Annotated in this window: 25 protein-coding genes; 11 read left to right on the top strand and 14 right to left on the bottom strand. The window is 43.6% G+C overall.

Features of this window, described 5'->3' with window-relative positions:
• Nucleotides 1–776: 776 nt before the first annotated feature.
• The 5 genes from crr to cysZ all read right to left on the bottom strand — a co-directional run bounded on the left by crr (nt 777) and on the right by cysZ (nt 5765).
• Nucleotides 777–1286 (bottom strand): PTS glucose transporter subunit IIA, encoded by a 510-nt coding sequence (crr, locus tag OW495_RS18225; RefSeq protein WP_004737851.1) that lies wholly within the window; start codon nt 1284–1286, stop codon nt 777–779.
• Nucleotides 1287–1392: 106 nt separating this feature from the next.
• The gene (gene ptsI / locus OW495_RS18220; RefSeq protein WP_017106090.1) at nt 1393–3117 is read right to left on the bottom strand and encodes a phosphoenolpyruvate-protein phosphotransferase PtsI; all 1725 of its coding nucleotides are present in this window, start codon (nt 3115–3117) and stop codon (nt 1393–1395) included.
• Nucleotides 3118–3254: 137 nt separating this feature from the next.
• Nucleotides 3255–3512, bottom strand: a complete 258-nt coding sequence (locus tag OW495_RS18215; RefSeq protein WP_004734263.1) for an HPr family phosphocarrier protein — start codon at nt 3510–3512, stop codon at nt 3255–3257.
• Nucleotides 3513–3814: 302 nt separating this feature from the next.
• Nucleotides 3815–4783, bottom strand: coding sequence for a cysteine synthase A (cysK, locus tag OW495_RS18210; protein WP_017061934.1), 969 nt, complete (start codon nt 4781–4783; stop codon nt 3815–3817).
• A 223-nt stretch (nt 4784–5006) separates the two neighbouring features.
• Nucleotides 5007–5765: a sulfate transporter CysZ gene (gene cysZ / locus OW495_RS18205; RefSeq protein WP_065103121.1), complete on the bottom strand. Its 759-nt coding sequence runs from the start codon at nt 5763–5765 to the stop codon at nt 5007–5009.
• Between the two features lie 229 nt (nt 5766–5994).
• Here cysZ and zipA point away from each other — a divergent pair, with 229 nt between their 5' ends.
• The 5 genes from zipA (at nt 5995) to cueR (ending at nt 12249) form a co-directional block, all read left to right on the top strand.
• A complete protein-coding gene (gene zipA / locus OW495_RS18200; protein WP_289887677.1) occupies nt 5995–7053 on the top strand; it encodes a cell division protein ZipA in 1059 nt (352 codons plus the stop codon).
• Between the two features lie 92 nt (nt 7054–7145).
• Nucleotides 7146–9158: an NAD-dependent DNA ligase LigA gene (ligA, locus tag OW495_RS18195; protein ID WP_289887676.1), complete on the top strand. Its 2013-nt coding sequence runs from the start codon at nt 7146–7148 to the stop codon at nt 9156–9158.
• 525 nt (nt 9159–9683) lie between these two features.
• Nucleotides 9684–10832 carry a porin gene (locus tag OW495_RS18190; protein ID WP_289887675.1) on the top strand — a complete coding sequence of 383 codons (1149 nt, stop codon included), beginning with the start codon at nt 9684–9686 and terminating at the stop codon, nt 10830–10832.
• Between the two features lie 98 nt (nt 10833–10930).
• Nucleotides 10931–11734, top strand: coding sequence for a DUF2057 domain-containing protein (locus OW495_RS18185; RefSeq protein WP_289887674.1), 804 nt, complete (start codon nt 10931–10933; stop codon nt 11732–11734).
• A gap of 122 nt (nt 11735–11856) precedes the next feature.
• Nucleotides 11857–12249 (top strand): Cu(I)-responsive transcriptional regulator, encoded by a 393-nt coding sequence (gene cueR / locus OW495_RS18180; RefSeq protein ID WP_065110942.1) that lies wholly within the window; start codon nt 11857–11859, stop codon nt 12247–12249.
• An 83-nt stretch (nt 12250–12332) separates the two neighbouring features.
• Here the strand turns inward: cueR and OW495_RS18175 are convergent, their stop codons facing one another.
• The 6 genes from OW495_RS18175 to OW495_RS18150 form a co-directional block, all read right to left on the bottom strand.
• Nucleotides 12333–12512: a hypothetical protein gene (locus OW495_RS18175; RefSeq protein ID WP_017061927.1), complete on the bottom strand. Its 180-nt coding sequence runs from the start codon at nt 12510–12512 to the stop codon at nt 12333–12335.
• Nucleotides 12513–12831: 319 nt separating this feature from the next.
• Nucleotides 12832–13281, bottom strand: coding sequence for an NfeD family protein (locus tag OW495_RS18170; protein WP_289887667.1), 450 nt, complete (start codon nt 13279–13281; stop codon nt 12832–12834).
• A 3-nt stretch (nt 13282–13284) separates the two neighbouring features.
• Nucleotides 13285–14214 (bottom strand): SPFH domain-containing protein, encoded by a 930-nt coding sequence (locus OW495_RS18165; protein ID WP_017106099.1) that lies wholly within the window; start codon nt 14212–14214, stop codon nt 13285–13287.
• 211 nt (nt 14215–14425) lie between these two features.
• A complete protein-coding gene (locus tag OW495_RS18160) occupies nt 14426–15280 on the bottom strand; it encodes a co-chaperone YbbN (RefSeq protein WP_102353302.1) in 855 nt (284 codons plus the stop codon).
• Nucleotides 15281–15673: 393 nt separating this feature from the next.
• On the bottom strand, nt 15674–16501 hold the full coding sequence (locus tag OW495_RS18155; protein ID WP_017106101.1) for an SDR family oxidoreductase: 828 nt from the start codon (nt 16499–16501) through the stop codon (nt 15674–15676).
• A gap of 43 nt (nt 16502–16544) precedes the next feature.
• Nucleotides 16545–17459, bottom strand: a complete 915-nt coding sequence (locus OW495_RS18150; RefSeq protein ID WP_065103129.1) for a TIGR01777 family oxidoreductase — start codon at nt 17457–17459, stop codon at nt 16545–16547.
• 300 nt (nt 17460–17759) lie between these two features.
• Between OW495_RS18150 and OW495_RS18145 the strand changes: the two genes are divergently transcribed.
• Genes OW495_RS18145 through yfcE form a run of 5 tightly spaced genes read left to right on the top strand, consistent with a single transcriptional unit; the run spans nt 17760 to nt 20622 of the window.
• Nucleotides 17760–18494, top strand: coding sequence for a DUF1538 domain-containing protein (locus tag OW495_RS18145; RefSeq protein WP_009847350.1), 735 nt, complete (start codon nt 17760–17762; stop codon nt 18492–18494).
• A complete protein-coding gene (locus OW495_RS18140) occupies nt 18491–19285 on the top strand; it encodes a DUF1538 domain-containing protein (RefSeq protein ID WP_289887660.1) in 795 nt (264 codons plus the stop codon). Before OW495_RS18145 ends, OW495_RS18140 begins: the two co-directional genes overlap by 4 nt.
• A complete protein-coding gene (locus OW495_RS18135) occupies nt 19275–19625 on the top strand; it encodes a P-II family nitrogen regulator (RefSeq protein ID WP_017106105.1) in 351 nt (116 codons plus the stop codon). Before OW495_RS18140 ends, OW495_RS18135 begins: the two co-directional genes overlap by 11 nt.
• Complete coding sequence (locus tag OW495_RS18130; protein WP_076669090.1) at nt 19622–20029, top strand: CBS domain-containing protein; 408 nt, start codon at nt 19622–19624, stop codon at nt 20027–20029. Before OW495_RS18135 ends, OW495_RS18130 begins: the two co-directional genes overlap by 4 nt.
• A 47-nt stretch (nt 20030–20076) precedes the next feature.
• A complete protein-coding gene (yfcE, locus tag OW495_RS18125) occupies nt 20077–20622 on the top strand; it encodes a phosphodiesterase (protein WP_065110948.1) in 546 nt (181 codons plus the stop codon).
• 33 nt (nt 20623–20655) lie between these two features.
• Here the strand turns inward: yfcE and OW495_RS18120 are convergent, their stop codons facing one another.
• From OW495_RS18120 to OW495_RS18110, 3 genes are all read right to left on the bottom strand, one after another.
• Entirely contained in the window at nt 20656–20967 is a 312-nt protein-coding gene (locus tag OW495_RS18120) for a SelT/SelW/SelH family protein (RefSeq protein WP_017110341.1), read from the bottom strand.
• 209 nt (nt 20968–21176) lie between these two features.
• Nucleotides 21177–21692 (bottom strand): regulatory protein ToxS, encoded by a 516-nt coding sequence (locus tag OW495_RS18115; RefSeq protein ID WP_029223464.1) that lies wholly within the window; start codon nt 21690–21692, stop codon nt 21177–21179.
• A 1-nt stretch (nt 21693) separates the two neighbouring features.
• Entirely contained in the window at nt 21694–22599 is a 906-nt protein-coding gene (locus tag OW495_RS18110; RefSeq protein ID WP_289887651.1) for a transcriptional regulator, read from the bottom strand.
• 270 nt (nt 22600–22869) lie between these two features.
• Between OW495_RS18110 and htpG the strand changes: the two genes are divergently transcribed.
• The gene (htpG, locus tag OW495_RS18105) at nt 22870–24774 is read left to right on the top strand and encodes a molecular chaperone HtpG (protein ID WP_289887649.1); all 1905 of its coding nucleotides are present in this window, start codon (nt 22870–22872) and stop codon (nt 24772–24774) included.
• The last annotated feature ends 90 nt before the right edge of the window (nt 24775–24864 follow it).

Below are 24864 nucleotides of genomic sequence, written 5' to 3'. Positions count from 1 at the left end.
CTCGTGGTGAGAGATGAGCGCTAAACAGACCCAGCTTCGGCTGGGTTTTTTATTGCCTGTTATTTGGTAAAAGTGCGCGTCGGTGAACAGGAGTAAAAGCGAGATTCCCTATCACGTTCGTTCCTCACTGTAGGGAATGACGGCTATAGAGAGGTTATCCATTGTTTACCTGAATCGAAGTCGTTGGTCGTCATCTCAGAATCGAGTAGAGCGAGATATCAGAGATCTAGCTTTTCGCTGAGGGGGCTTTATAACTATTGTCGAGGGTGCAGGGAATGACGGGTTAACTGTAAGTCGGCAAGTCCACATGCCGTCATTCCAGAACCGAGTAGAACGAGGTGTCAGGAATCTGCGTTTGATGGAGATTTGATTCGAATTAGATGTCAGGCTCTTGTTGTGGTCGAAAGATAATAAACTAGATAGCGCTAACTGCCTTCCACATAGGTGAATAATCTGGAATAAGTAATGTGGTCAATATTCGTCATCTCAGAATCGAGCTGAGCGAGATATCAGAGATCTGTTGTCTGCGAAGTCATACCGCGTGATCTAACATGCAGGTTCAGCGCCTAGGGTGGTGTTTAACTGGGTTTAATAACAAAGTAGGGCGGTTAGTTGGTAATTAAGGATTGGTATTGCTGTGGCTTATTGAGGGGCTGTCTACAATGAGGTGAAGAGCTGCAGTCAGAACCGTTGTTTAAGGAACTCGATCAATATAACAGGCACAAAAAACGCCACCCTTAGGCAGCGTTTTTATTAAAGCAGTTAAGTAATCGAAATTACTTAGTTACTTTAAGAACTGGAGTTTCGCCAACAGTTACAGAACCAGAAAGCTTGTTCAGCTCCTTGATTTCGTCCATGTTAGAGATAACAACTGGAGTAAGCGTAGATTTCGCTTTCTCTTCTAGAAGCGCTAGGTCGAAAGTGATGATAGTGTCACCAGCTTTAACAGATTGACCTTCTTCAGCTACACGAGTGAAGCCTTCGCCTTTAAGTTCAACAGTATCGATACCGAAGTGAACGAAAAGCTCAACACCGTCGTCAGACTCGATAGAGAATGCGTGGTTAGTTTCGAAAATCTTACCGATAGTACCGTTAACTGGAGCAACCATCTTGTCGCCAGCTGGTTTGATCGCGATGCCGTCACCAACGATTTTTTCAGCGAAAACAACATCTGGCACATCTTCAATATTTACGATTTCGCCAGATAGAGGTGCGATGATTTCGATTGCACCAGCATCAGCGCTGTCGTCAGATACTAGCTTTTTCAGTTTGTCAAACAGACCCATTGTGTCATGCTCCTAACGTTTAGTTTTATTCTGTAGAATATACTATACCAATCTAACAAATTAGACGACTATTTTTAGCCGCCTAACTTTATTAAGCTCTTGGTGATTACTGAGTTTTCTCAGCGATGAACTTTTCTACGCAAGCTTCAATTTCTGCAGCTGTAGGTAGAGATAGTGCTTCGTCAGCCATAGCTTTAACTTCTGCGAAGTTAGAGTTACGAATTACTTTCTTAACTTTAGGGATAGAGATACCGCTCATAGAGAACTCGTCTAGACCCATACCAAGAAGAAGTAGAGTTGCACGCTCATCGCCTGCTAGCTCGCCACACATACCTGTCCATTTGCCTTCTTTGTGAGAAGCATCGATTACTTGCTTGATTACAAGAAGAACCGCTGGAGATAGTGGGTTGTAAAGGTGAGAAATCATCTCGTTACCACGGTCAACTGCAAGAGTGTATTGCGTTAGATCGTTAGTACCGATAGAGAAGAAAGCGACTTCTTTAGCAAGGTGGTGTGCGATTGCTGCTGCTGCTGGAGTCTCAACCATTACGCCAATTTCGATGTCTTCATCGAATGCGTGACCTTCAGCGCGAAGTTCAACTTTGTACTCTTCGATTGCTTTTTTCAGTTCACGGATCTCTTCAATAGAAATGATCATTGGGAACATGATACGTAGCTTACCGTGTGCAGATGCACGAAGAATGCCGCGTAGTTGGTCACGTAAGATTTCACGACGATCCAAGCTGATACGTACTGCACGCCAGCCTAGGAACGGGTTCATTTCTTCTGGAAGATCCATGTATGGAAGATCTTTATCGCCACCGATATCCATTGTACGGATAATCACTGACTCACCGTGCATTGCTTCCGCTACTTCTTTGTAAGCAACGTATTGTTCTTCTTCAGTAGGAAGTGCAGTTCGGTCCATGAATAGGAATTCAGTACGGTACAGACCAACACCTTCGCCACCGTTGCGCAGGATACCGTCACAGTCTTTAACTGTACCGATGTTGCCGCAAACTTCTACTTGATGGTTATCAAGCGTGATAGCTGGTAGGTCTTTAAGTTTTGCTAGTTCAGCCGCTTCTGCTTCAAAATCAGATTTGATTTTCTTAGCTTCTGCTAATTCAGCGTCAGAAGGGTTGATGATGATCTTGTTGTTCATCGCGTCTAGCACAAGCATGTCGCCGTTCTTAACTTGCTTAGTGATATCGTTAGTACCAACGATAGCTGGAAGCTCAAGTGAACGTGCCATGATTGAAGTATGAGATGTACGACCGCCGATGTCACAAGCGAAACCAAGAACGTAGTCTAGGTTGATTTGTGCAGTTTCAGATGGCGTTAGGTCGTAAGCAACTAGGATAACTTGTTCATTGATATCTGCTAGAGACACAATGTTAATGCCTAGTGCATTTTTAACGAAGCGAGTACCGATATCACGGATATCAGTCGCACGTTCTTTTAGGTACTCATCATCAAGTGACTCAAGTGCAACAGCTTGCTCTTCGATCACTGTGTAGATCGCGTTGTCTGCGTGCATTTTGTCTTTCTTGATGAGTGCTAAAATCTCTTCTTCTAGCTCTTCATCTTCAAGCAGCATGATATGGCCTTCAAAGATTGCTTCTTTTTCTTCGCCAAAAGTTTCAAGTGCTTTTTGCTTTACAACTTCAAGTTGTTGCGAAGATTTGTTACGAGCGTCAAAAAAACGCTGAACTTCTGCTTCAACTTGATCGTCTGAGATAGATTGAGTGTTTAGGACAATTTCATCTTCTTGAAGTAGTAGTGCTTTACCGAAAGCAATACCAGGAGATGCTAGGATGCCTGAAATCATAGCCTTACCTTAGTTGTTCAACTGTAAACGGGAGAATGTGTGACTTTAAGTCGTCGACTAAATGTCGCGCTTATTGCTATCTATTTCGAACAAAGCCACTTTGCTGTGCAAAATGGCTTTGAAAGAAGGAGACCGTATTAGTGTAGTTGATCCATAAGAGCAACTAGGTGGTCTACTGCTTGCTGAGCTTGAGGGCCTTCAGCTGAAATAGTAACGTTAGTACCTTTTACTAGGCCTAAAGTTTGTAGCTTGAACAGGCTTTTCGCGCTAGCGCTTTTGCCGTTAGAAGTCACTGTGATGTCAGCGTCGAAAGATTTTGCTTCTTTAACGAACTGTGCAGCTGGACGTGTGTGAAGGCCGTTTTCTGCTGTGATTTCTACTTGCTTCTCGTACATTTTATATACCCCAATTAATTTATTTTTTGTAAGTTTGTAACCAATTCAGCTTAACTGCTTTAACGTAAATCCGCTAGAGGCTAGTACGCTATGTTCGTGTTAGAACTTAGACTGGTTATAAATTTTTATCCAGCCATGGTCGTCTTTTGTTGAGTACTCATGACTTTCAGAATTTGTTTATTGCTTCTTTTATTTTGAAGCGAAAAATAAAACAGAGCTGATATTACCAAAGGTGGGGCAGGGATCAACAAAAAAGCCCCTAAACGGGGCTTTTTTGGACGAAAAATTGATTTGACCACATATTACTGTTGGTTCTCTTTTTCCGTAAAGATGCCTGCAAACAAGGCTGTACTTAGGTAACGCTCACCAGAACTTGGTAGGACGGTAACAATAGTTTTCCCTGCAAATTCAGGTAGTTCGGCGATTCTGTTAGCCGCTACAACAGCCGCGCCAGATGAGATCCCAGCAAGGATACCTTCTTCTTTCATTAGGCGTTGAGCCATCTCAATCGCTTCTTCAGAAGTTACCGATTCAACTCGGTCAATAATCTCTAAATCTAGGTTTCCAGGGATGAAACCTGCGCCAATACCTTGGATTTTGTGTGGAGCGGGTTTGATTTCTTCGCCCGCAAGCGCTTGTGCGATAACTGGAGACTCTGCTGGTTCAACCGCTACTGAAGTGATGGCTTTGCCTTTCTCACCTTTAATGTAACGACTTGTACCAGTGATAGTACCGCCTGTACCGACACCTGCTACAAACACGTCAATCTCACCATCTGTTGCTTCCCAAATTTCTGGGCCAGTTGTTTGCTCGTGAATTTGTGGGTTCGCTGGGTTGTTGAATTGTTGCAGTAGTAGGTACTTGTCTGGGTCTGAAGCAACAATCTCTTCTGCTTTCGCAATTGCGCCGTTCATACCTTTTGGTGCTTCAGTAAGCACTAGATTTGCGCCAAGCGCTTTAAGCAGCTTACGACGCTCTAGGCTCATTGACTCAGGCATAGTTAGCGTTAGCTTGTAACCGCGTGCAGCAGCGACGAATGCAAGAGCAACACCTGTGTTACCACTGGTAGGTTCAACAAGCTCGATACCTGGTTTAAGAGTACCTGCTTTTTCTGCTTCCCAGATCATGTTTGAACCGATACGACACTTAACACTGAAGCTTGGGTTACGAGCTTCGATCTTAGCTAGGACGTTACCTTTGCTTACTTTGTTAAGGCGGACTAGCGGCGTGTTACCAATCGTTAGGGTGTTGTCTTCGTAGATCTTGCTCATGCGATATTCCTTCATTTAATGACAGAACTAAACGTAGTATATCAATCACTTTACCGTCTAGTGTCTTTCGATGTTTGTTCAGCTTGAATTTAGATTAAACAACTTGAAAAAAAGGTAAAAGGATTAAAAAGTTATATCATATAGATATGTAGGGGAGTTCACGCCTATCTTTACTGGTCATTGAATTATCAAAAGATAGGCGCGGAAAGGTAAGTGGGGTCGTTTATCGACGAGAGTGTAATGCTTGTTCTTTGAATTCAACAACCCACATGGCTGTGGCACCACAAACCGCAACAGGCACTACGATCAGGTTTAAAATTGGAATTGTCGTAAATACAGAAACAAGCGCGCCGAAGCTGTAGGTCTTACCTTGTTTTTGTTTCAAAATGTTTCTCATATCATCGAATTTGATTTTATGGTTATCAAATGGGTAATCAGCGTACTGGATAGCGAGCATCCATGCGGTGAAGATGAACCATAAAAACGGTGCAACGGTTTGTCCGAGTGCTGGAATTAACAAAAGTAGGAATAAACCGATCGCTTTTGGCAGAACGTAGACAAGTTTGCGCCATTCTCTCGCTAATATACGTGGCGTATCTTTGAGGACATCAAGTAAACCATCGTCGTTGACTTTTTTGCCACTAAGCAACTCTTCTACCTTTTCTGCGAGTAATCCATTGAACGGCGCAGCAATGAAGTTAGCGAGCGTGCTAAAGAAATACGAAAATGTGGCCAAGACGGTTATGACCAGTAGCGGCCATAAAATGTATGACAACCACGACAAGAAGCTTGGCAATGCACCCATCCATCCTTCAATCCAAGTGTTGAGGTTGGAAAAGATATAAAACAAAGCACCACCAACGAGTAACACGTTAGCGATGAGTGGAAGTAAAACAAACTTACGAATACTCGGTGATAAAGCGATTTTTATTCCGAAAATAAAATAGCCAAAGCCTGAGCGTGGAATAGATTCAATAGTCATATTTAAATTAGGTCACATGTGAATTTGGTTAAATAGCAAACATCCCTAGTGTACTCGACCGAAATTAAGAAAAAAAGCGTGGCGAAAATCACACCATGTAAGGAACTAATTGTATTAAGTTGTTCTAAAACAGTGGCTACTTTTGATAGAGTAGTGAGATTGGCCAAATTAACCCAACTTAGTGACAGCTTCTATATAGCTAGTTGACTAAGAAAGCTGAGAGCGAAAAATGCAGGAATTGCGATTTGTACTCATTATTGTTGGCGCGTTAGCTATCGCCGCATTATTGTTCCATGGTCTATGGACGAGTAAAAAAGAAGGGAAAGCAAAGTTTGGAGATAAGCCGCTTGGTAAGCTTGATAACGATAGCTTAGATGAGTCTGAAACAATCCCAAACCGTTCATTCGCCCCAGAAGATGATTTTGAGATAATCAGAAAAGAGCGTAAAGAGCCGGACTTTGCGGTTTCACCGTCTGCTACGGATCCGCTGATTGACTCTGACCCACTAACAGCACCACAAACGAAAGAAGTTATCGAAGACGACATCGAATTGAATGATCTTCCTTCTTTCAGTGTTAAAGAAGAGCCAGTTCAGATTGAGAGTGAGCCTGAAGAGATCGAAGAAGTTGTCGAGCCTGAGGTTCCAAATTTCGAATTGACTGACGAGCAAAAAGAAAACCATGCTGGCTTTAAAGAGCAGTATGGTTCGTTTGAAGAAACTACAGATCCCGTTACTGAGCCGCTAGCTCCTAACAAAGCACTGACGCCAAGTGAACCGCTTGTTGCTCAAGTAGACGTTGAGAAAGAAGTCGTTGCTTCACAAAGCACCGCGCCTACAGAAGAAGCTAAGCCAGATGAAGAGCTCGGCCTAGAAGTTATAGTTCTTAATGTTCACTGTGCTGGAGAGATCCCGTTTGTGGGTACTGAACTTTTCCGTAGCATGGAGAACAACGGCTTAACTTATGGTGAGATGTCTATCTACCACTGCTTTGCACAATCTAGCGATGAGCCAAAAGTTATTTTCAGTATTGCGAACATGATGCAGCCGGGAACGCTAGAACATGATGATCCTGCTGATTTTACAACGAAAGGTATTTCGTTCTTCATGACGTTGCCTTGTTACGGTCAAGCTGATCAGAACTTCAATGTAATGCTAAGTGCAGCACAGAAAATTGCTGATGATATGGGCGGAAACGTTTTGGACGAGTCACGTAACTTAATGACACCCAATCGCTTGTCTGACTACCGTAAACAAATCAGAGACTTTATGACGGCAGCCAACGCCTAGCCGTCTTGTTTAGCCTTATAAATAATCTATATTTATAGAAAAGGGCTCCTAAGGGAGCCCTTTTTGATATTTCAATCACGACAGAGAATGATATGAAAGAATCGATTCAAGTTACCTTAGAGCAGTTAAGAGAAACTCTGCACTATCATGCCGTTCGTTATTACGTAGAAGATAGCCCCGAGGTTCCTGATGTTGAGTACGATCGATTGATGCAACAGTTGCTAAAGATCGAAGAAGAGAACCCAGAGCTTGTGACGGTGGATTCGCCTAGCCAACGCGTTGGTGGGCAGCCTTTAGATGGGTTTACGCAAGTGGCTCATGAAATCCCAATGCTTTCGCTCGACAATGCATTCTCTGATGACGATTTAGATGCGTTCAATAAGCGCATGTCTGATCGAGCACCAACTGCGAACCTAAAGACCTTCTGTTGTGAGCCTAAGCTTGATGGTTTAGCTGTGAGCCTGCTTTATGTAAATGGCACCTTAGTTCAGGCAGCGACGCGCGGTGATGGTGCGACTGGCGAAAATATTACCGAAAACGTACGTACGATCAGCTCAATTCCGCTTAAGCTACAAGGTGAAGGCTGGCCAGAGCGTATTGAAGTCCGTGGCGAAGTGTTTATGCCAAAAGCGGGCTTCGACAAACTGAATGAACTGGCGTTAAAGAAAGGCGAGAAGGTCTTTGTGAACCCACGTAATGCCGCCGCAGGTAGCCTACGTCAGCTTGATTCACGCATTACAGCTAAACGTCCCTTGGCTTTCTATGCTTACAGTGTCGGTGTTGTGGAGGGTGCTGAGCTTTCAAATAGCCACTATCAACGCTTCTTGCAGTTGAAAGGTTGGGGCTTGCCTATGTGTCCTGAAACCAAGCAGCTAAGTTCTCTTGAAGACGTGAAAGCCTATTACCAAGATATTATGACTCGTCGTGATGCTCTGGCTTACGAGATTGATGGCGTTGTTATCAAAGTCGACGATATCGCGGCTCAAGAAGTGCTTGGCTTTGTTGCACGAGCACCTCGCTGGGCAATTGCATACAAGTTCCCAGCTCAAGAAGAGATCACTCTGCTTAACGATGTTGAGTTTCAGGTAGGCCGCACAGGCGCTATTACGCCCGTTGCTAAGCTTGAACCTATCTTTGTTGGTGGTGTGACGGTAAGTAATGCCACGCTGCACAACGCTGATGAGATTGCTCGTTTAGGTGTGAAAGTCGGAGACAGCGTAATCATTCGTCGAGCCGGTGACGTTATTCCACAAATCGTTGCTGTCGTGCAAGATCGTCGTCCTGATTCCGCTAGAGACATTGTATTCCCTGATGCTTGCCCTGTCTGTAACTCTGCAGTTGAACGTGTCGAAGGCGAAGCGGTCGCGCGTTGTACTGGTGGTTTAGTGTGTCAGGCACAGCGTAAAGAAGCGCTTAAGCACTTCGTGTCTAGAAAGGCGCTGGATGTTGATGGCCTTGGCGTAAAAGTGATAGAGCAGCTTGTAGACCGTGAAATGGTAGAAACTCCAGCCGATCTCTTTAAGTTAAGTGCGGGCGTGATTACGGTTCTTGATCGTATGGGGCCTAAATCGGCACAGAATGTAGTGAGTGCGCTTAACAAAGCTAAAGACACGACATTAGCGCGTTTCCTTTATTCTTTAGGGATTCGCGAAGTGGGTGAAGCGACGGCTATGAACTTAGCTCAGCATTTTAAGACGTTGGAGTTAGTTCAAGCAGCAACTCATGAACAGTTGGTTGAAGTGTCAGATATTGGTGACATCGTTGCAAGTCACCTCACGAGCTTCTTCTCGCAGGAAAAAAACAGAGCCGTAGTCGAACAGTTGTTAGAGCTTGGTGTTAACTGGCCTGCAATCGAAGAAGCTGCAGATGATCAAGAACTGCCATTAGAAGGTAAGGTGGTTGTGTTGACGGGCTCACTGTCCCAATTAGGACGCAGTGAAGCGAAAGCCGCTTTGCAGGCTTTAGGTGCAAAAGTAACCGGTAGCGTGTCTAAGAAAACGGATATCTTATTTGCTGGTGAAGCCGCTGGTTCTAAACTGACTAAAGCACAAGATTTAGGTATCGAAATAAGAACAGAAGAAGATCTAATTGCACTTATTTCGTAAGTAAACCAAGGTAAAAAAAGCTCAAAGGCACTCCTTACAAGGGAGTGCCTTTTTTGTATCTGTTGTAAAAATTAGGTCTTTTTAATTGTTGAGAAATTTGTGCCTATACGAACTCTAAAATTAAGACAGTGACGTTGCTCAACATTAATGAAATACCGCTCTAGTTGTATAATAAATGCGAGTCACTTCTATCTTTATAAAGACTTAATCTTGTTAACTGTTTGATTTTTTATGATTTTATTATTTTTAGCTGCGAGCTTTGCAATTTATCGATCTGGATCACTAAGTACCTACTAAATTTGCACCAACTCATATTTTTTTAGATGAAAATTAAGTTCTCATTGATCTTTTTGAGGGCGAAGTTAGTCTTAATGCCATGGATGCACACGATGTGCATAACCAGAAAGGAAATAGAGAATTCAGAGTTTAGGGTTCTCAAACAAGAAAAGGTATTTCTCTCTACGGCGGCCAACTTTAGGCGGGGAATATTCAAACAGCTATATCCATTTTTAGGAGTTTTATTCCATGGAAAACAAAATTTTCAAACGTACTCTACTAGGTGCATCCGTTGCACTTTTATCGACAGGCGTAATGGCGAAAGAAGTTGGTATCAACTCTGACTTCAACGTTGACGTATACGGTGTTGCAGCTATCTCTGTAGTTAACTACAACACAACTGACAATCGTGATGATAGTTCAGGTTACGCTGTAGAGAATGAATCTCGTATCGGCTTCCGTGCTCATAAAGATATGTTTGATGACGTATTGATCACAATGCAGATCGAATCTGGCTACGTAGATAGCACAGACTGGTCTCATGGTGGCGTTTCAGGTGGTGTTTTAGGTTTCCGTGATACATTCGTTGGTGCTTCTGGCTCTTGGGGTAACCTACGTGTGGGTCGTGTTCTTACACCACTATACGAAATCGTCGATTGGCCATACTCTAACCCTGGTCTAGGTTCTGTATTCGATTGGGGCGGCATCAACGGTCACTACGATCGTCAATCTAACCAAGTACGTTACGATTCAGCTAAGTTTGGTGGTTTCTCTTTTGCGGCTTCTGTTGGTCGTGATGATAACGACAACGGTGGTGGTGCTGCGACTCGTGATGCAAACTTTGTTGGCGCAAGTGCTAAGTATAGCTTCGAAAAAATCACGTTCATGGCTGGTGTTGAATCTGGTACTCGTGTAGTCGCTGCCTCTGGTGGTGAGCAAGTTATTGCCCAGGAAGATATTAAAGATAGCGCGGGTAATGTAATTCATACTGCTGGCGATATTTACAAAACAGATACTGTAGCTGGTTATGATGACGACACATTCGCATACATCGTTGGCTTTGAAGCAAGTTTACCAGCTGGTTTTGGTATCGCGGCAGCGTTTAAAGGTGAAGAGCTAGACAACGGTATTCGTAAGCAGACACAAGATTCTTACTCTGTGATTGGTCAGTACTGGAATGGTCCAATTGGCTTCAAACTAGGTTACGCAGCCAACTTAGAGTCTGAGTTGAATGGTCAAAAAGAAGCTGGTTCAGATAGCAGCACTATTTCTGGTCAGTTAATGGCCGTTCACAACGGTTTTGTACCTTACCTACGTGTTGCGGGCCGTACTTTCTACAAAGATGGTGTTGAAGATACAGACATCGTAACTCGTATTGGTCTTGAATACGGTTTCTAAGCTAGAATTATCAGCTTAAACAGTTAGATAAAAATCAAAACGCTGGTAAATTTTTTTGCCAGCGTTTTTTCCATAGTGAACATAAGGAATTAGTCATAATGAATAAAGTTAGTGTAGTTGTATTATCATTATTTTTGGGAGCTTGTAGTTCACTCGATTCACAAAGTAATTTTGTAGACTCAGTTGCAGATGTACAGCCAAAAGGTGGCTACATTCAAGTGACTGGCCAATCTTACGTAGCGGAAAGTAAAGCGAATGTCGGGGCAGACATCCTGAAATCGTCACTCTACTTTACATACAACAAAGAAGTAACGCAGAATTCGGCTCCAGAATCTTCCATTACCATGGATGTAAGCTATTTCCAGAGCTATAAAGAATACGAAACCGTTAGCTTTTTTGGTAAGACGATAGACCTTGAAGAGAGACAACTTCCAAGAGAAAGCTGCAGCGAACACTGCACAAAGACTCAATATATTAAGTTTCCATTAAGCGACGCTGATATACAGCAAGCAAGAGAAAAGAACTTAGAGTTTACGCTTGATGGACAAAACTCAACAATGAGTACAAACTTTATTGTGCCGAAAGCGTATATCGACACAATCTACAATGGCGCAAATAATCATACTGCGATCGCGGTTGCCCCAGTTGCGGTACCTGTAGCCGCGGTTGTTGCTGAAGAACCAAAAGCTTCTCAAGCTCAAGAGATGGTTAACTACTGGTATGGACAAGCAACAAAAGAAGAGCAGTCTGCAGTGACAGATTGGGCATTCAAAAATCGTAAGAACGCTTCTCCAGCATCAATTGAAGGCTCAAAAGAAATCGAAATGGTTTCATACTGGTTCAATAAACTAGACAGCGAAGAAAAATCTCAAACTATGATTTGGCTGTTAGAGCAAGAGTAATCCCCTAACGTAAGCCTCTAGCTATGTTTTTCAACCGCAGTATTGTATAACAGCAGTACTGCGGTTTTTCGTTTTAGGTCGCGCTCTTTGTTTTAGGTAACGTTTGAATTATAGGTAATAGAGTGAATATTGGTGAAGTAGCTAAACGTGTTGGTACAACAGCGAAATCCATTCGTTTTTACGAAAGTAAAGGCATGATGAGCCCTCCGCATCGTTCCGATAATGGTTATAGGCAATACGGCGAGATTCACATCGAACAGTTAGAGTTTGTACTGAGAGCTAAAATGGTTGGGTTTACGCTTGATGAGTGCAAAGCGCTTGTTGAGCTGGCGATGAATCCCAATAGAGAAAGTTACGAAGTAAAAAAGAAAGCAACGCAGAAGTTAGATGAAATAGAGTTGAAGCTTGCTGAACTCAATAAGATGAAGGCTCAGTTGCAATCTTGGGTACATGATTGCCCTGGAGATACCTCAAACGAATGTCCAATTTTGAATAATTTGTCAGGCCGAAAATAACTTATCTTTCTTTAAAACTTGTTTGGTAACCAAACAGTGTGTCAGGCAGCAAATAATATTACTAACCTGACGTTAGTTACCTATCAAAGCACCTTACCGCCATAGTGTTTGCAGATCAGCAATGGCACATGAGTGACTGCGTTTCCATCTGAACACTTCACAATAGGCCCCATGTTTCCGTTACCTGGAGACTGACTGCTCGCCAGAGCACTGCCGAATGACAGGCTGAATATCGCTGTTAAAATTATTAGGAAATGTCTCATACTGACTCCGTTGTGTTTATCTCTTGTTGAGATAAATAAAAGTATGGACAAGGAAAGGAAAATTTCAAAAATTGGACGGACTTAACATTTTTAATAATTATAATTAAGCGAGAGCGTGGCTCACTATTCATATATATATTGGTTAAGAAATCTGACTTTCTTATATCTTTTTAGCTCAATCAAAATTTTTAGCTTTACGAAATAAGAACTTATTTTTTTATCTATTCAATCTATCGTAATGATAATTCGAATGTTCTTTGTTCTTTAAACTGATTAAAGCCTACATTTATCGATAATGTAGGCTTTATATGTCAATTGGCTATAAAGGTTGGATTATTAGAATTATTCCGTCTAAAGCCACAATCTTAATTTCTGTGCCTGATGGGATATCTTGGCTAGCTCTTGCTGACCAAGAAGAGTCTCCTACCTTAATTCGGCAGTTACCTCTTTTAATATCTTCAGTTAATAGTACGGTTTGTCCCAGCAACTGCTTTTCTCTCTGATTCAGTTCCCGACGCGCATCAGAGCTCTTATCATTGGACAACTGCTTTCTCCACCATAACCAAGTGGTGATGAGCGAGAAGCTAGCGAATGATAGCCATTGCATTTGCCAACCCAGTGGTAATGCACCCAAAAGAGCCCCGACGAGCATCGCTGATATACCAATCCAAAGAAAGTAACCAGCCGTTCCGATAAGCTCAAGAGCCAATAGTGCTAGACCAAACGCCAACCAATGCCAGTGGTTCACTTGTTCTAGTAATTCGACCATAAGTTAGTCCTTACTGCCTTTGTCATTGCTTTGTGCAAACATCTCGGCGATGCCTGCGACTGAGCCCATTAGCCCTGTCGCCTCTAACGGTAACATAATGATCTTACCGTTTTCTGCTTGTCCAATCGATTTCAGAGCATCAGTATAGCCTTGTGCGATGAAGTAGTTGACGGCTTGCATGTCGCCTTGAGCAATCGCGTTCGATACCATCTCTGTCGCTTTAGCTTCTGCTTCTGCTGCACGTTCACGGGCTTCGGCTTGCAGTATAGCGGCTTGCTTTTGGCCTTCCGCTTTTAAGATTTCTGATTGCTTATGACCTTCGGCTTTTAGGATCTCAGCTTGTCTTACGCCCTCTGCCTCTAAAATATCAGCACGCTTGTTACGTTCGGCTTTCATTTGAGCGTTCATTGCTGCGGTTAGATCCGCTGGTGGCTGCACGTCTTTGATCTCGATACGTGTAACTTTGACACCCCAAGGGTTTGTTGCTTCATCGACAATGTTTAGCAGCTTAGTATTGATCATGTCACGTTGGCTGAGCATTTCATCCAATTCCATAGAACCTAATACGGTACGGATGTTAGTCAGGGTTAAATTACGGATCGCGTGTTCAAGGTCGTTGACCTCGTAGGTTGCTTTGGGCGCATCAATAACCTGAACAAAACAGACAGCATCAATCATGACATTGGCGTTGTCTTTTGAAATGACTTCCTGAGCTGGAATATCCAGCACACGTTCCATCATGCTGATTTTCTGACCAACCTTGTCAATGAATGGAATGATTAGGTTCAAGCCGGGTTGGAGGGTGTGTGTGTAGCGACCGAAACGTTCGACAGTCCAGTTATTACCCTGTGGAACGGTTTTGACACCAGCGAAAATAAAGAGCAGTGCGACGGCAGTAAAGACGCCAATAGTAATCAATGTATCAATAGGCATACGAAATCCTTTGCAAGTGTGAGTTTTTGATAGTTCTTTACTCATACTGGCTCATATTTAAAATTCGAGCAAATTTATAAACGAGAAATGGGCCATAAAACCTTGATTTTATGACCCATTTTACTTTGTGTTATGCGATAAGATTGCTGAGGTTTCTATCATTTGTCAGGGTGATTTTTCCTCTGTACTTATCAACTTGTTAGCGTTCGAATTAGTAAAGCAGAGAGTACAATTGGCGGCGGTATTTGCTTGCAACTGCATTACCTTGTCCAAGTGCGCTTAAGATATCCATGAACTCTTTTTTCATATCACCATCGAGGGTATTGAGGTCTTTTGCCAAGAATGACCATAGAAGATCCATTGCTTCTTCGCTGCGGTTCACTTGGTGGTACTGAAGTGCTAGGTCAGAGGCCGTTTTAGCATCACTTGGGTTTTGCTGTAGCGTTGTTTCTAGCGCTTGAATTTCAGGGCTGTCTGCCGCTTGTTTGTGCAGTTCGAGTTTGGCGACTAAGCCTTTGTAGTAGTTGTCTTGATATTCTAGAGGGATAGTCGACAGTTGAGTTTCAGCTAGATCAAACTGTTGCGTTTCTAGTAAACATTCTGCGATTGCCAGTTTTACCTCGCCTTTGCCCGTCAGTTCTATTGGCAATTGTTGCATTGCTGCGAGCGCTTGTGCGTGCTCGCCTGCTTGCATTTGCTCGAGAGCCTGACGCAGTGCGAGCTCGTCTTGACTAGGAAGATGTTTTCCTAACATTTCAACAATCGTTTCGATGCTTTGTGGACCACCCAAACCATCGACAGGCTGACCGTTAACAAACAGTGCAATAGTAGGGAGTGCTTGTACGCCAAATTGGCTAGCAATTGCCTGCTCTTGTTCACAATTCAACAGAGCTAAAGTAAAAGCGCCGTTGTATTGCTGAGTTAATGTTTGCAGTTCAGGGATCACCTGAGCACTTTCTTGGCTCATTGGTGCCCAAAAGTGGATGAGTACAGGCGTCTGCATTGAGGTTTCTAATACTTGACGAAAGTTCTGCTCATTAAGTTCAACAATATGCGGAGATTGCATTTACGTTCCTTGAGGTGTGTTTTGTGGGTACGTTGCAAATATGGGGGGAGATGCTGGTAACTTCAAGATCTAACTTGGTTATCTCAAATAAAAAGAGCCAAAATAGAAAACGCTATGCTTCAATGTTGATAGGTGGTTATCTCAACAGGGAGGGCATAGCGTTATCATTGAGGTGGTCAGTGAGGCATAGCGTGAGATACTCAAAACAGAATAAACAACGTAATCGCCAGACTCACACCGACCCAATTAAGGCGGTTTAAAGTCATGAAATATCCAGATTAGGTTCATCAATTGGGAATAATTGATGAGATAGGATAATCATGACATCTAATTGTTACGGAAAAATTACATCGTTACATTAAAGTTTGCGACTCTACATTCAAAGTTAGAAATTTATGCTGCTTTTCTCAAAATAGGGTCTAGCAAGCGACTCGGTAGAATTCTTTTCAGTACCGCGAACACCTTAGTAGGTGTCGTCACTCGATATCTTAGCTTTGGTTTCTCTGCGGTGAGTGCGTGATAAACTGGCTCAACACAGCTTTCAGGCGGAAGAACAAAAGCGTTGTTCGATGACTCTTTTTCGAGTCGGTCTTTTTGTTGTTGATAAGCGTCTTGATGAGCGCTGCCAGCAATGGTGATCCATTTATTGAAGGCTTTCAGGGCATTATTTCTAAATTGGGTTTCTATTGGACCTGGCTGCAATAACGAGATATGAATACCACTACCATGCAGTTCTAAACGTAAGGTATCTGTCCAGCCTTCTAGCGCGAACTTTGAAGCATTGTAAGCGCCACGATATTTCATGGCCGCAAAGCCTAATACGGAACTGTTTTGTACGATTCGACCTTCGCCGCGTTCGCGCATGTGCGGAAGTATCTGACAAACCAGATGATGCCAGCCAAAGAAGTTGGTTTCAAATTGCTCTCTGAGACCTTGGGTCGGTAAGTCTTCTAGCGCGCCAGCTTGACCATAAGCGCCGTTATTGAATAAACCATATAATCCGTTAGGCGCTAGCTCAATAGCAAGTTGTGCAGCTTGTTCAATGCTTTCTTGGTTAGAAAGGTCGAGCTGTATGCAGGTCAGTCCCTCATCTTGCAGACGCTGTACATCTTGCGGATGACGACACGATGCAATGACGTGGAAACCACGCTTTTGTAGTGCATGCGCACATGTATAGCCAATACCCGTTGAGCAACCAGTGATCAGAATCGACTTGTTCACGCTTAATCCTTCATTAGAGTCTTTATCGCTCTAGGGTAAAGAATTAGTCTTGATGTTGTAACAAGTTTTTTAACGCTGGTTCTATTCTTGAGTAACTAAAGATAAATCCCATTTCAGTGAGTTTCTTTGGTTTGGAACGAATGCTGTCAAAGAGCAGACAAGAAGATTCCCCCATCAGAAGCGACATTGCCCATTTTGGAGTGAATAGGAAATGAGGTCGGCGTAGTTGCTTGGCGAGTGTGCTGCTGAACAGTTTGTTGGTGACAGGGTGCGGGGCACACATATTAAACTCCCCTTGAGCGTGAGGAATCGACAATAAGTGGTTGATGGCTCTCACCATATCAAGCATGTGAATCCAAGGCATGTACTGTTCGCCTGAACCAAGTGGCCCGCCTACTCCGAGTTTGTACGGCATTAGCATCTTCTTTAAAGCACCACCATTTTCACCTAACACAATCCCCGTTCTTAGTAGTATCACACGCGTCTCATCGGATTGGGCTCTCTTGGCTATCTCTTCCCAGTGCGCACAGACTTTATGAGGAAAACTTTCGTCTTCTACTTGTAGTGATTCATCAAATGGGTGTTGCTGTTGATCGCCATAGTAACCTACAGCCGAACCGCTAATGAAAGCCTCCGGTGGGTTGCTACTGGCATGAATTAACTCGACCAGTTTTTCGGTAATCTGCCAGCGGCTATTGCAGATTCTCTCTTTTTGCTCCGCACTCCAACGCTTGTCAGCGATCGGTTCGCCAGCAAGATTGACCACGACATCGAAGTCATTGAGATCGCTGAGTTCATCAAGAGATTGAATGTAATGAAGGTTATTCTGGTTCAGGTGATTTAGGTTTTGCTTCGCTTTTTCGGGGCTCCGTGTCAACAATGTCACGTCGTCAGTATTCCAACTTTTGACCAATTCAGAACCAATAAATCCCGTACCACCAGTTAACAATATCTTCATACCAATCTCCCTATTAAACATAATTATAGACATGGCTTGTTTTTGAACGCCAATCAATACGAAAAAATCACTATAACGATCATAAGGTTTCAATCGTGTGATGCCTAAATTACGCCGTATCAATTTACGAAAGAATGAAATTAAATTCATCAAGTTAGGATGTATACCGCTATCACACTTATGGACTTTACTAGGATATGTTACCAACTGCGTAATATTTGTCACATAAGGAATGATAAGGATTTGCCATGATTATTAGTAATTAATAACCAGACACAATTTCAATGACTAGGAGTTGCGATGACGGCAGTGCTTGCTTTGTTTCGAGCCATGTTAGGTAGCCTAAGGGATCTCTTGCCGATCGTGGCGGTGATTGCTTTCTTCCAGCTTGCTGTTTTGCAAGAGCCACTCCCTCATCTGTTGTCTATTCTAACTGGCTTAGTGCTGGTGGTTTTTGGACTGACTTTTTTTATCTTTGGCCTTGAAATGGGTCTGTTCCCAATTGGCGAGTCGATGGCTCAAGCTTTTGCTCGCAAGGGGAGCGTGTTTTGGTTATTAACCTTCGCTTTCTGTTTAGGCTTTGGCACCACGATTGCCGAACCCGCGTTAACCGCAGTGGCCGCCGAAGCCGCAGAAGTGGCCGCTGAAGGTGGTGTTATTCCCAACTCTTTAGACGAAATGGAACAGTACGCCGATGGTCTGCGTTTCACGGTGGCACTGTCGGTCGGTATCGCAATTTTACTTGGCGTGCTGCGGATCTTAAAAGGTTGGCCAATCCAGTACATGATCATCGGAGGTTATATTGGAGTGGTGGTGCTCACTGCTTTCGCCCCTGAAAACATCATTGGGATTGCGTATGACTCCGGCGGAGTGACAACATCGACGATCACCGTTCCGTTAGTGACAGCGTTGGGAGTGGGTTTAGCCTCTGCGATTAAAGGGCGAAACCCGATGATTGATGGCTTTGGATTGATTGCCTTTGCTTCATTGCTGCCGATGATGTTTGTCATGGTCTACGGGATGGTGGTGACATGATCAGTGCTCAGCAATTTATCGACACCTTTCTTGGCACTGTCCTGGATGTGATTCCGATTGCGGTGATCATCTTCGGTTTTCAATTAGCGGTGCTGCGCAAGCCATTGAATAACTTAGGCAAAGTGCTGATAGGTTTCTTTTACGTCATTCTTGGGTTGTCCCTCTTTTTGATGGGGTTAGAGCTCGCGTTGTTTCCTCTAGGGGAGACAATGGCCATGCAATTGACCGAGCCCAGTTTTTTAACTGAGTTCAAGATCAGTTCAGGTCTTACTTTGGCTTGGTTTGATTATTACTGGGTTTACCTTTTCGCGTTTTGTATTGGGTTCAGTACCACGATAGCCGAGCCCTCTTTGATTGCAGTGGCGATCAAGGCGAACCAAGTATCTGGTGGCAGTATCAGCGTGAATGGTCTGAGAATCGCCGTGGCATTAGGCGTAGCCATCGGTATCTCACTTGGCAGCTACCGTATCGTTGCGGGCGATCCTATCCATTACTACATTATTTGTGGTTATGTCATCGTGGTGATTCAAACCTTTTACGCCCCCAGACTCATTATTCCATTGGCTTACGATTCTGGCGGGGTGACGACATCTACCGTGACTGTGCCTTTAGTGACGGCTCTCGGGCTTGGGCTTGCTTCAACCGTACCGGGGAGAAACCCAGTGATAGACGGTTTCGGCTTAATAGCGTTTGCCAGTTTGTTTCCGATCATCTCAGTGATGAGCTACGCCCAAATAACACAATGGTTAAACCGTTTACACACCTCTAAGGAGAGCAAAGATGCGCTTTAAACTTATCTTAGCGTTTGTAGAAGAGAGCAAGACAGACACCGTGCTCGATGCCGCGCGTGATGCGGGCGCAACAGGGGCAACGGTGATTAACAATGCCAGAGGGCAAGGCTTAAACCAAAAGCGCACCTTCTTTGGTTTAACGTTAGAGGTACAAAAAGATGTGTTGCTGTTTGTGGTTGAAGAGCATTTGGCGAGGCATATTTTAGAAACCATTGGTGAAGTCGGGGAGTTTGACCAAGAGTCAGGACAAGGAATCGCTGTCCAGATCGATGTTGAAGATGCTGTAGGCGTTGCGCACCAAGTTGAGACGTTAACCAAGGTTGTGGAGGATGAACTATGAGTACCAGTGAAAAAATCCGTGTGGGCGATGTAATGGCCAATACTTACGTGATTATTGATGGGCTAACCACGGTATTAGAAGCGATTGAGATGGCGAAAAAACATCAGGTGAAAGCGATCATCGTCGATAAACGCCACGAGGATGATGAGTACGGCATCGTGTTGATGAATGACATCGCCAAAAAAGTACTGGCTAAGAACCGTTCACCAAAGCGAACCAACGTTTATGAAATTATGACTAAGCCGGCCTTGAGTGTGTCTGCTGATATGAACGTGAAGTATTGTGCTCGCCTGTTCGAACGCTTTGGTATCAGTCGTGCTCCGGTGGTCAGTGACAACAAGATAGTCGGTATGGTTAGTTACAATAATATTGTGATCAACGGTATGGCGAGAGATGACGTGTAGCATTTTGATACGTACAATAGCCTCATAAGTTTTATGGAGAAGTACGTGTGAAATTATTTTTTGCTTCAGACCTACACGGTTCGCTGCCAGCAACAGAAAAAGTCTTAGAGCTATACCGAGCGTCAGGTGCGCAATATTTAGTGCTATTGGGTGATATTCTGAATCATGGTCCAAGAAACCCAATTCCTGAAGGGTACAACCCGCCAGCGGTTGCTGAAAAACTGAATGAGTTATCTCAAGAGATCATCGCGGTTCGTGGTAACTGCGACAGTGAAGTGGATCAGATGCTGCTGTCTTTCCCTATGATGATGGACTATTCGTGGGTGCTACTAGAATCGGGTCAGCGTATATTTTTAACTCATGGTCACCTATATAACACCAACAAGCGACCAGCATTGAAAGCAGGTGATATTATAGCGCATGGTCATACTCATATTCCTGTCGCCGAATATCAGGATGGCATCTTCATATTTAATCCAAGCTCGGCGACATTCCCACGAAATGATCATGCTGCAAGCTATGGGTTATACGAGAACGGTACGTTTAAAGTGGTTAGCCTTGAAGGTGATCTGCTAGTGAGCGGGCAGTTGTAAATAAACTGAACCGGTCACGGCTTCGAAAAGGGCTTATTTTGAGTCTACGTGGCCAAGATCTCTGTCTGGAGCAATGATGTTTCGCACTCTTTGCTTCAGCACTTTCGCCTCAGGAAAGCCACCGTCTGCCTTTCTTTCCCAAATCTGCACGCCATTACAAAAGATCTCAAATCGACCTCCGGTATCGGGATGTAAACTCACTTGTTCTATCTCTTCACTGAACGTATGCAGTAACTCTTGGCATAACCAACTAGAACGAAGCATCCAATTGCATTGGCGACAATAGTGTATTGCGATGGTTGCTTTGGTGATTGATGTACTTACCGCGTTTAATTCTGTACTCATACATATCCCTGAAAATTCTAAAACAGTAGTTTGGTGCCAACGGCGAACGTCAATATTTCAAATGCCATTTTGACGAGCTAGTTACTTGAAACGTGGGTTAGGAGAGAGCTCAACAATAGGGTAAGTGATTAACCCAATCCATGGATCTTATGTTAGAAATTAGATACAAAAAAGGGGCGTAATGCCCCTTTATTTATTACTCGAGAGAGTTAGTTTGAAAACAACACGGTAGAGCCGTGGTTTAAGCTAGTCAGTAACAATGCTTTCGGGTTCACAATATCAATGCGTCGGCTTTGCTCTGCATCCATTTTGATTACCTGAGTGATCAGTTCAAGCTGCTCTTCCGAAAAATCTTGGCGCTGGGCAGATGTCACGTCTTTAAACTCAGTAGGTGAAACCAATAGGTAGTTATCATTGATATCCCATTGGCCTGTTTCAGAAATGTTGATCACATTTGCTGGTGCTGTTTGGGTGCCATATAGCCTAACAACAGACATTCTTAGGTAGGTACCATTTGGTAGATACTTAGCGTTCGATGATAATTCTACTTTACGAAGCGGACCGATCGAGTCAGCTTGCTTCTTATCGGTAATCAGAGTCACCATTTTTGATTGCCACTCATGAGCGGTCAGCAGACGTTCGACTTGAGCATCACTACCCCAATACAACCAACCACTAAGAAAAGCAGAAAGAACCAGTAAAATAATAGAGACTTTTAATTTCATGTTACTGATCACCTTTACAAATGTCGTTTAAATCCGACTGGTTCGCATAAATTCTTAGGGTAATGTTCTCGCTCGAATATTCTTGTGGGTGAATATAGTTAAGAGCTAGGTTATTGGTTTGTCCGCCTGTTGCGATGACTTCTGTTGGCTTCAACATTCCTGTGTGGTTGTTGTTGTAATGCACAACACATTTCTCTATAGCTGGTAACCAACTGCTTAAATCTGGGTGGTTGATCGGTGTCTGAACCTTAACGCCATCAACTTCAGCCAGAGTCAGGAACTCTGATTCGGCTGGGTTAGTAAACGTGATTACTAGAATTGGCATAATAATAGCGATAAGTAGAGCACTAAAGCTTGTCCACTTATTACTATTTTTGTTCGCGGCAACGTTTGTGGTCGCTTTTGGTTCTACTTCAGCCTTAGTTTCTGGAATCTTAGCCACAGGTTCTGACTCGGTCACCTCAGTGACCACTTCTTCGGCTGTCGTCGTAAACGCTAAGGTCGGCTCCATCTCATTTTCTACGACTTCAGCCATGACTGGCTGTTCGCTTGATGAAAGCGGCGCTGAACGTTCAACAGAAGCGATAAACTGGTAGCCACGCTTTGGCACGGTCTTTACGAATTCTGGAGACTTAGTTGAGTCTTTCAGCATCTTTCTGAGTGTCGATACCGCTTGCGTTAAGCTGGAGTCGTCTACCTCAAAGCCTTGGTCTCGCCAAACATATTCGTGTAATTCGTTACGAGTGATAACTTCATTGGGTCTTTCTGACAGCATCAGGAGAATGCGGCTTTCATTGCTGCCAAGGCGTACGACTTCACCGTCGCTGGCTTGATCAACAAGTGAATTGCTGTTTGGGTCGAATACGAACCGCTGTGCGAGAATAAACTTTGTGCCGATATTGCTCATTGAATTCTTCTATTTTGGATGATTTTGAGTGCGAAATAGACAAATCTCAGGTGAAGTTCCGTTAATTCTTCACCAAATCATGGCTTCTTTTATGTTCTTTTATATTTATCACCCTCAAGGATAATAAAAACAGATCAAAAAAACAGTGTTTTTATGATTTTTGACCTTGAATTTACATTTGTCATCCTCATGTTAATGAACATAAGAGTGGTATCCTGTGTAACGCCTCTTCCGGTATTCAACATAAAGTATAGATGTTTTGGAGTAAAAATGAGCGAAACAGCAACGCAAAATAAAGAGACTCGTGGCTTTCAATCTGAAGTAAAACAGCTACTTCATCTAATGATCCACTCACTGTATTCAAACAAAGAAATTTTCCTACGTGAGTTGATCTCTAACGCATCTGACGCGGCTGACAAACTTCGTTTTCAAGCGCTTTCTAATGGCGACCTTTACCAAGGCGATGCGGATTTAGGCGTGAAGTTGTCATTCAACGCAGAATCCAACACTCTGACCATTTCTGATAACGGTATCGGCATGAGCCGCGACAACGTTATCGAACATTTGGGTACGATTGCTAAATCAGGTACGGCTGACTTTTTCTCAAAGTTGTCTGATGACCAAAGCAAAGATTCTCAGCTTATTGGCCAATTTGGTGTTGGTTTCTATTCTGCATTTATCGTTGCAGATGCTGTAACGGTTCGAACTCGCGCTGCTGGACTGGCAAGCGATGAAGCTGTGCAATGGCACTCAGCGGGTGAGGGCGACTATACCATTGAAGACATCACTAAAGAATCTCGTGGTACTGACATCGTTCTTCATATGCGTGAAGACGGTAAAGAATTCTTGAATGAGTGGCGTTTGCGTGAAGTGATTGGTAAATACTCTGATCATATCGGTATCCCGGTTTCTATCTTAACTGCGGTTAAAGATGACGAAGGTAAAGACACCGAAGAGAAGCATTGGGAACAGATCAACAAAGCACAAGCGCTTTGGACTCGTAATAAATCTGATATCGAGAAAGAAGAGTACCAAGAGTTTTACAAGCACGTTTCTCACGACTTTGCGGATCCATTAACGTGGAGCCACAACAAAGTTGAAGGTAAGAACGACTACACCAGCCTGCTTTACATCCCTGCGAAAGCACCTTGGGACATGATGAACCGTGACCACAAGAGCGGCTTAAAGCTTTATGTACAGCGCGTATTCATCATGGATGATGCAGAGCAGTTCATGCCATCTTACATGCGTTTCGTTCGTGGCTTAATTGACTCAAATGATCTGCCGCTCAACGTGTCTCGTGAAATCCTTCAAGACAACAAAGTGACTCAGTCTCTTCGTGGTGCATGTACTAAGCGTGTGCTTACTATGCTTGAGCGCATGGCTAAGAATGACAACGACAAGTACTTGGAGTTTTGGAAAGAGTTCGGCCTAGTATTGAAAGAAGGCCCAGCAGAAGACATGGCGAACAAAGAAAAAATCGCTGGTCTACTTCGTTTCTCATCAACGGAAGTGGATTCTGTTGAGCAAACCATCAGCCTAGCTTCTTATGTAGAACGTATGAAGGAAGGTCAAGAGAAGATTTATTACCTAACGGCAGACAGCTATGCCGCGGCTAAGAACAGCCCTCACTTAGAGCAGTTCAAAGCGAAAGGCATCGAAGTTGTTCTGATGTACGATCGTATCGATGAGTATGTGATGAATTACCTAACTGACTTCGACGGTAAGCAGTTCCAGTCGATCACAAAAGCGGGCTTAGATCTAAGCAAGTTTGAAGGTGAAGAAGAGAAAGAGAAGCAAAAAGAGACGGAAGAAGAGTTCAAGTCTGTTGTTGACCGCACTCAAGCTTACCTTGGTGATCGTGTTAAAGAGGTTCGTACGACATTCAAGTTAGCAACTACACCTGCTGTTGTTGTTACCGATGATTTCGAGATGGGCACTCAAATGGCTAAACTTCTAGAAGCTGCGGGACAAGCTGCTCCTGAGGTGAAGTACATCTTTGAGATTAACCCTGAGCATGCGCTCGTTAAGCAGATGGCAGATGAAGCGGACGAACAGGCGTTTGGTCGCTGGGTTGAGCTACTACTTGGCCAGGCTATGCTGGCTGAAAAGGGCTCAATGGAAGATCCGTCACAATTCTTAGGTGCAATCAACGAACTACTGACAAAACGTTAGTCTTTCGACTTTGGGCTAAGCTCATAATTATGAATAAAAGCTCGCGAATGCGGGCTTTTTTTATGAACGTCGCTTAACTTCATCGAAATG

This window comes from Vibrio sp. 14N.309.X.WAT.E.F5 (genome assembly GCF_030397615.1).
Classification (GTDB): Bacteria; Pseudomonadota; Gammaproteobacteria; order Enterobacterales; family Vibrionaceae; genus Vibrio; species Vibrio lentus.
This window is presented reverse-complemented; position numbering and strand designations above follow the sequence as displayed.

Coding starts and splice junctions, on each gene's coding strand:
- OW495_RS18170 (WP_289887667.1), bottom strand. CDS start 13,281: ATGGTCGAATTACTAGAACAAGTGAACCACTGGCATTGGTTGGCGTTT.
- ligA (WP_289887676.1), top strand. CDS start 7,146: ATGAAAGAATCGATTCAAGTTACCTTAGAGCAGTTAAGAGAAACTCTG.
- OW495_RS18215 (WP_004734263.1), bottom strand. CDS start 3,512: ATGTACGAGAAGCAAGTAGAAATCACAGCAGAAAACGGCCTTCACACA.
- OW495_RS18160 (WP_102353302.1), bottom strand. CDS start 15,280: ATGCAATCTCCGCATATTGTTGAACTTAATGAGCAGAACTTTCGTCAA.
- OW495_RS18110 (WP_289887651.1), bottom strand. CDS start 22,599: ATGAGCAATATCGGCACAAAGTTTATTCTCGCACAGCGGTTCGTATTC.
- OW495_RS18115 (WP_029223464.1), bottom strand. CDS start 21,692: ATGAAATTAAAAGTCTCTATTATTTTACTGGTTCTTTCTGCTTTTCTT.
- OW495_RS18175 (WP_017061927.1), bottom strand. CDS start 12,512: ATGAGACATTTCCTAATAATTTTAACAGCGATATTCAGCCTGTCATTC.
- htpG (WP_289887649.1), top strand. CDS start 22,870: ATGAGCGAAACAGCAACGCAAAATAAAGAGACTCGTGGCTTTCAATCT.
- cysK (WP_017061934.1), bottom strand. CDS start 4,783: ATGAGCAAGATCTACGAAGACAACACCCTAACGATTGGTAACACGCCG.
- OW495_RS18140 (WP_289887660.1), top strand. CDS start 18,491: ATGATCAGTGCTCAGCAATTTATCGACACCTTTCTTGGCACTGTCCTG.
- OW495_RS18145 (WP_009847350.1), top strand. CDS start 17,760: ATGACGGCAGTGCTTGCTTTGTTTCGAGCCATGTTAGGTAGCCTAAGG.
- OW495_RS18185 (WP_289887674.1), top strand. CDS start 10,931: ATGAATAAAGTTAGTGTAGTTGTATTATCATTATTTTTGGGAGCTTGT.
- zipA (WP_289887677.1), top strand. CDS start 5,995: ATGCAGGAATTGCGATTTGTACTCATTATTGTTGGCGCGTTAGCTATC.
- OW495_RS18135 (WP_017106105.1), top strand. CDS start 19,275: ATGCGCTTTAAACTTATCTTAGCGTTTGTAGAAGAGAGCAAGACAGAC.
- ptsI (WP_017106090.1), bottom strand. CDS start 3,117: ATGATTTCAGGCATCCTAGCATCTCCTGGTATTGCTTTCGGTAAAGCA.
- OW495_RS18190 (WP_289887675.1), top strand. CDS start 9,684: ATGGAAAACAAAATTTTCAAACGTACTCTACTAGGTGCATCCGTTGCA.
- OW495_RS18150 (WP_065103129.1), bottom strand. CDS start 17,459: ATGAAGATATTGTTAACTGGTGGTACGGGATTTATTGGTTCTGAATTG.
- cysZ (WP_065103121.1), bottom strand. CDS start 5,765: ATGACTATTGAATCTATTCCACGCTCAGGCTTTGGCTATTTTATTTTC.
- crr (WP_004737851.1), bottom strand. CDS start 1,286: ATGGGTCTGTTTGACAAACTGAAAAAGCTAGTATCTGACGACAGCGCT.
- OW495_RS18165 (WP_017106099.1), bottom strand. CDS start 14,214: ATGCCTATTGATACATTGATTACTATTGGCGTCTTTACTGCCGTCGCA.
- OW495_RS18130 (WP_076669090.1), top strand. CDS start 19,622: ATGAGTACCAGTGAAAAAATCCGTGTGGGCGATGTAATGGCCAATACT.
- OW495_RS18120 (WP_017110341.1), bottom strand. CDS start 20,967: ATGAGTACAGAATTAAACGCGGTAAGTACATCAATCACCAAAGCAACC.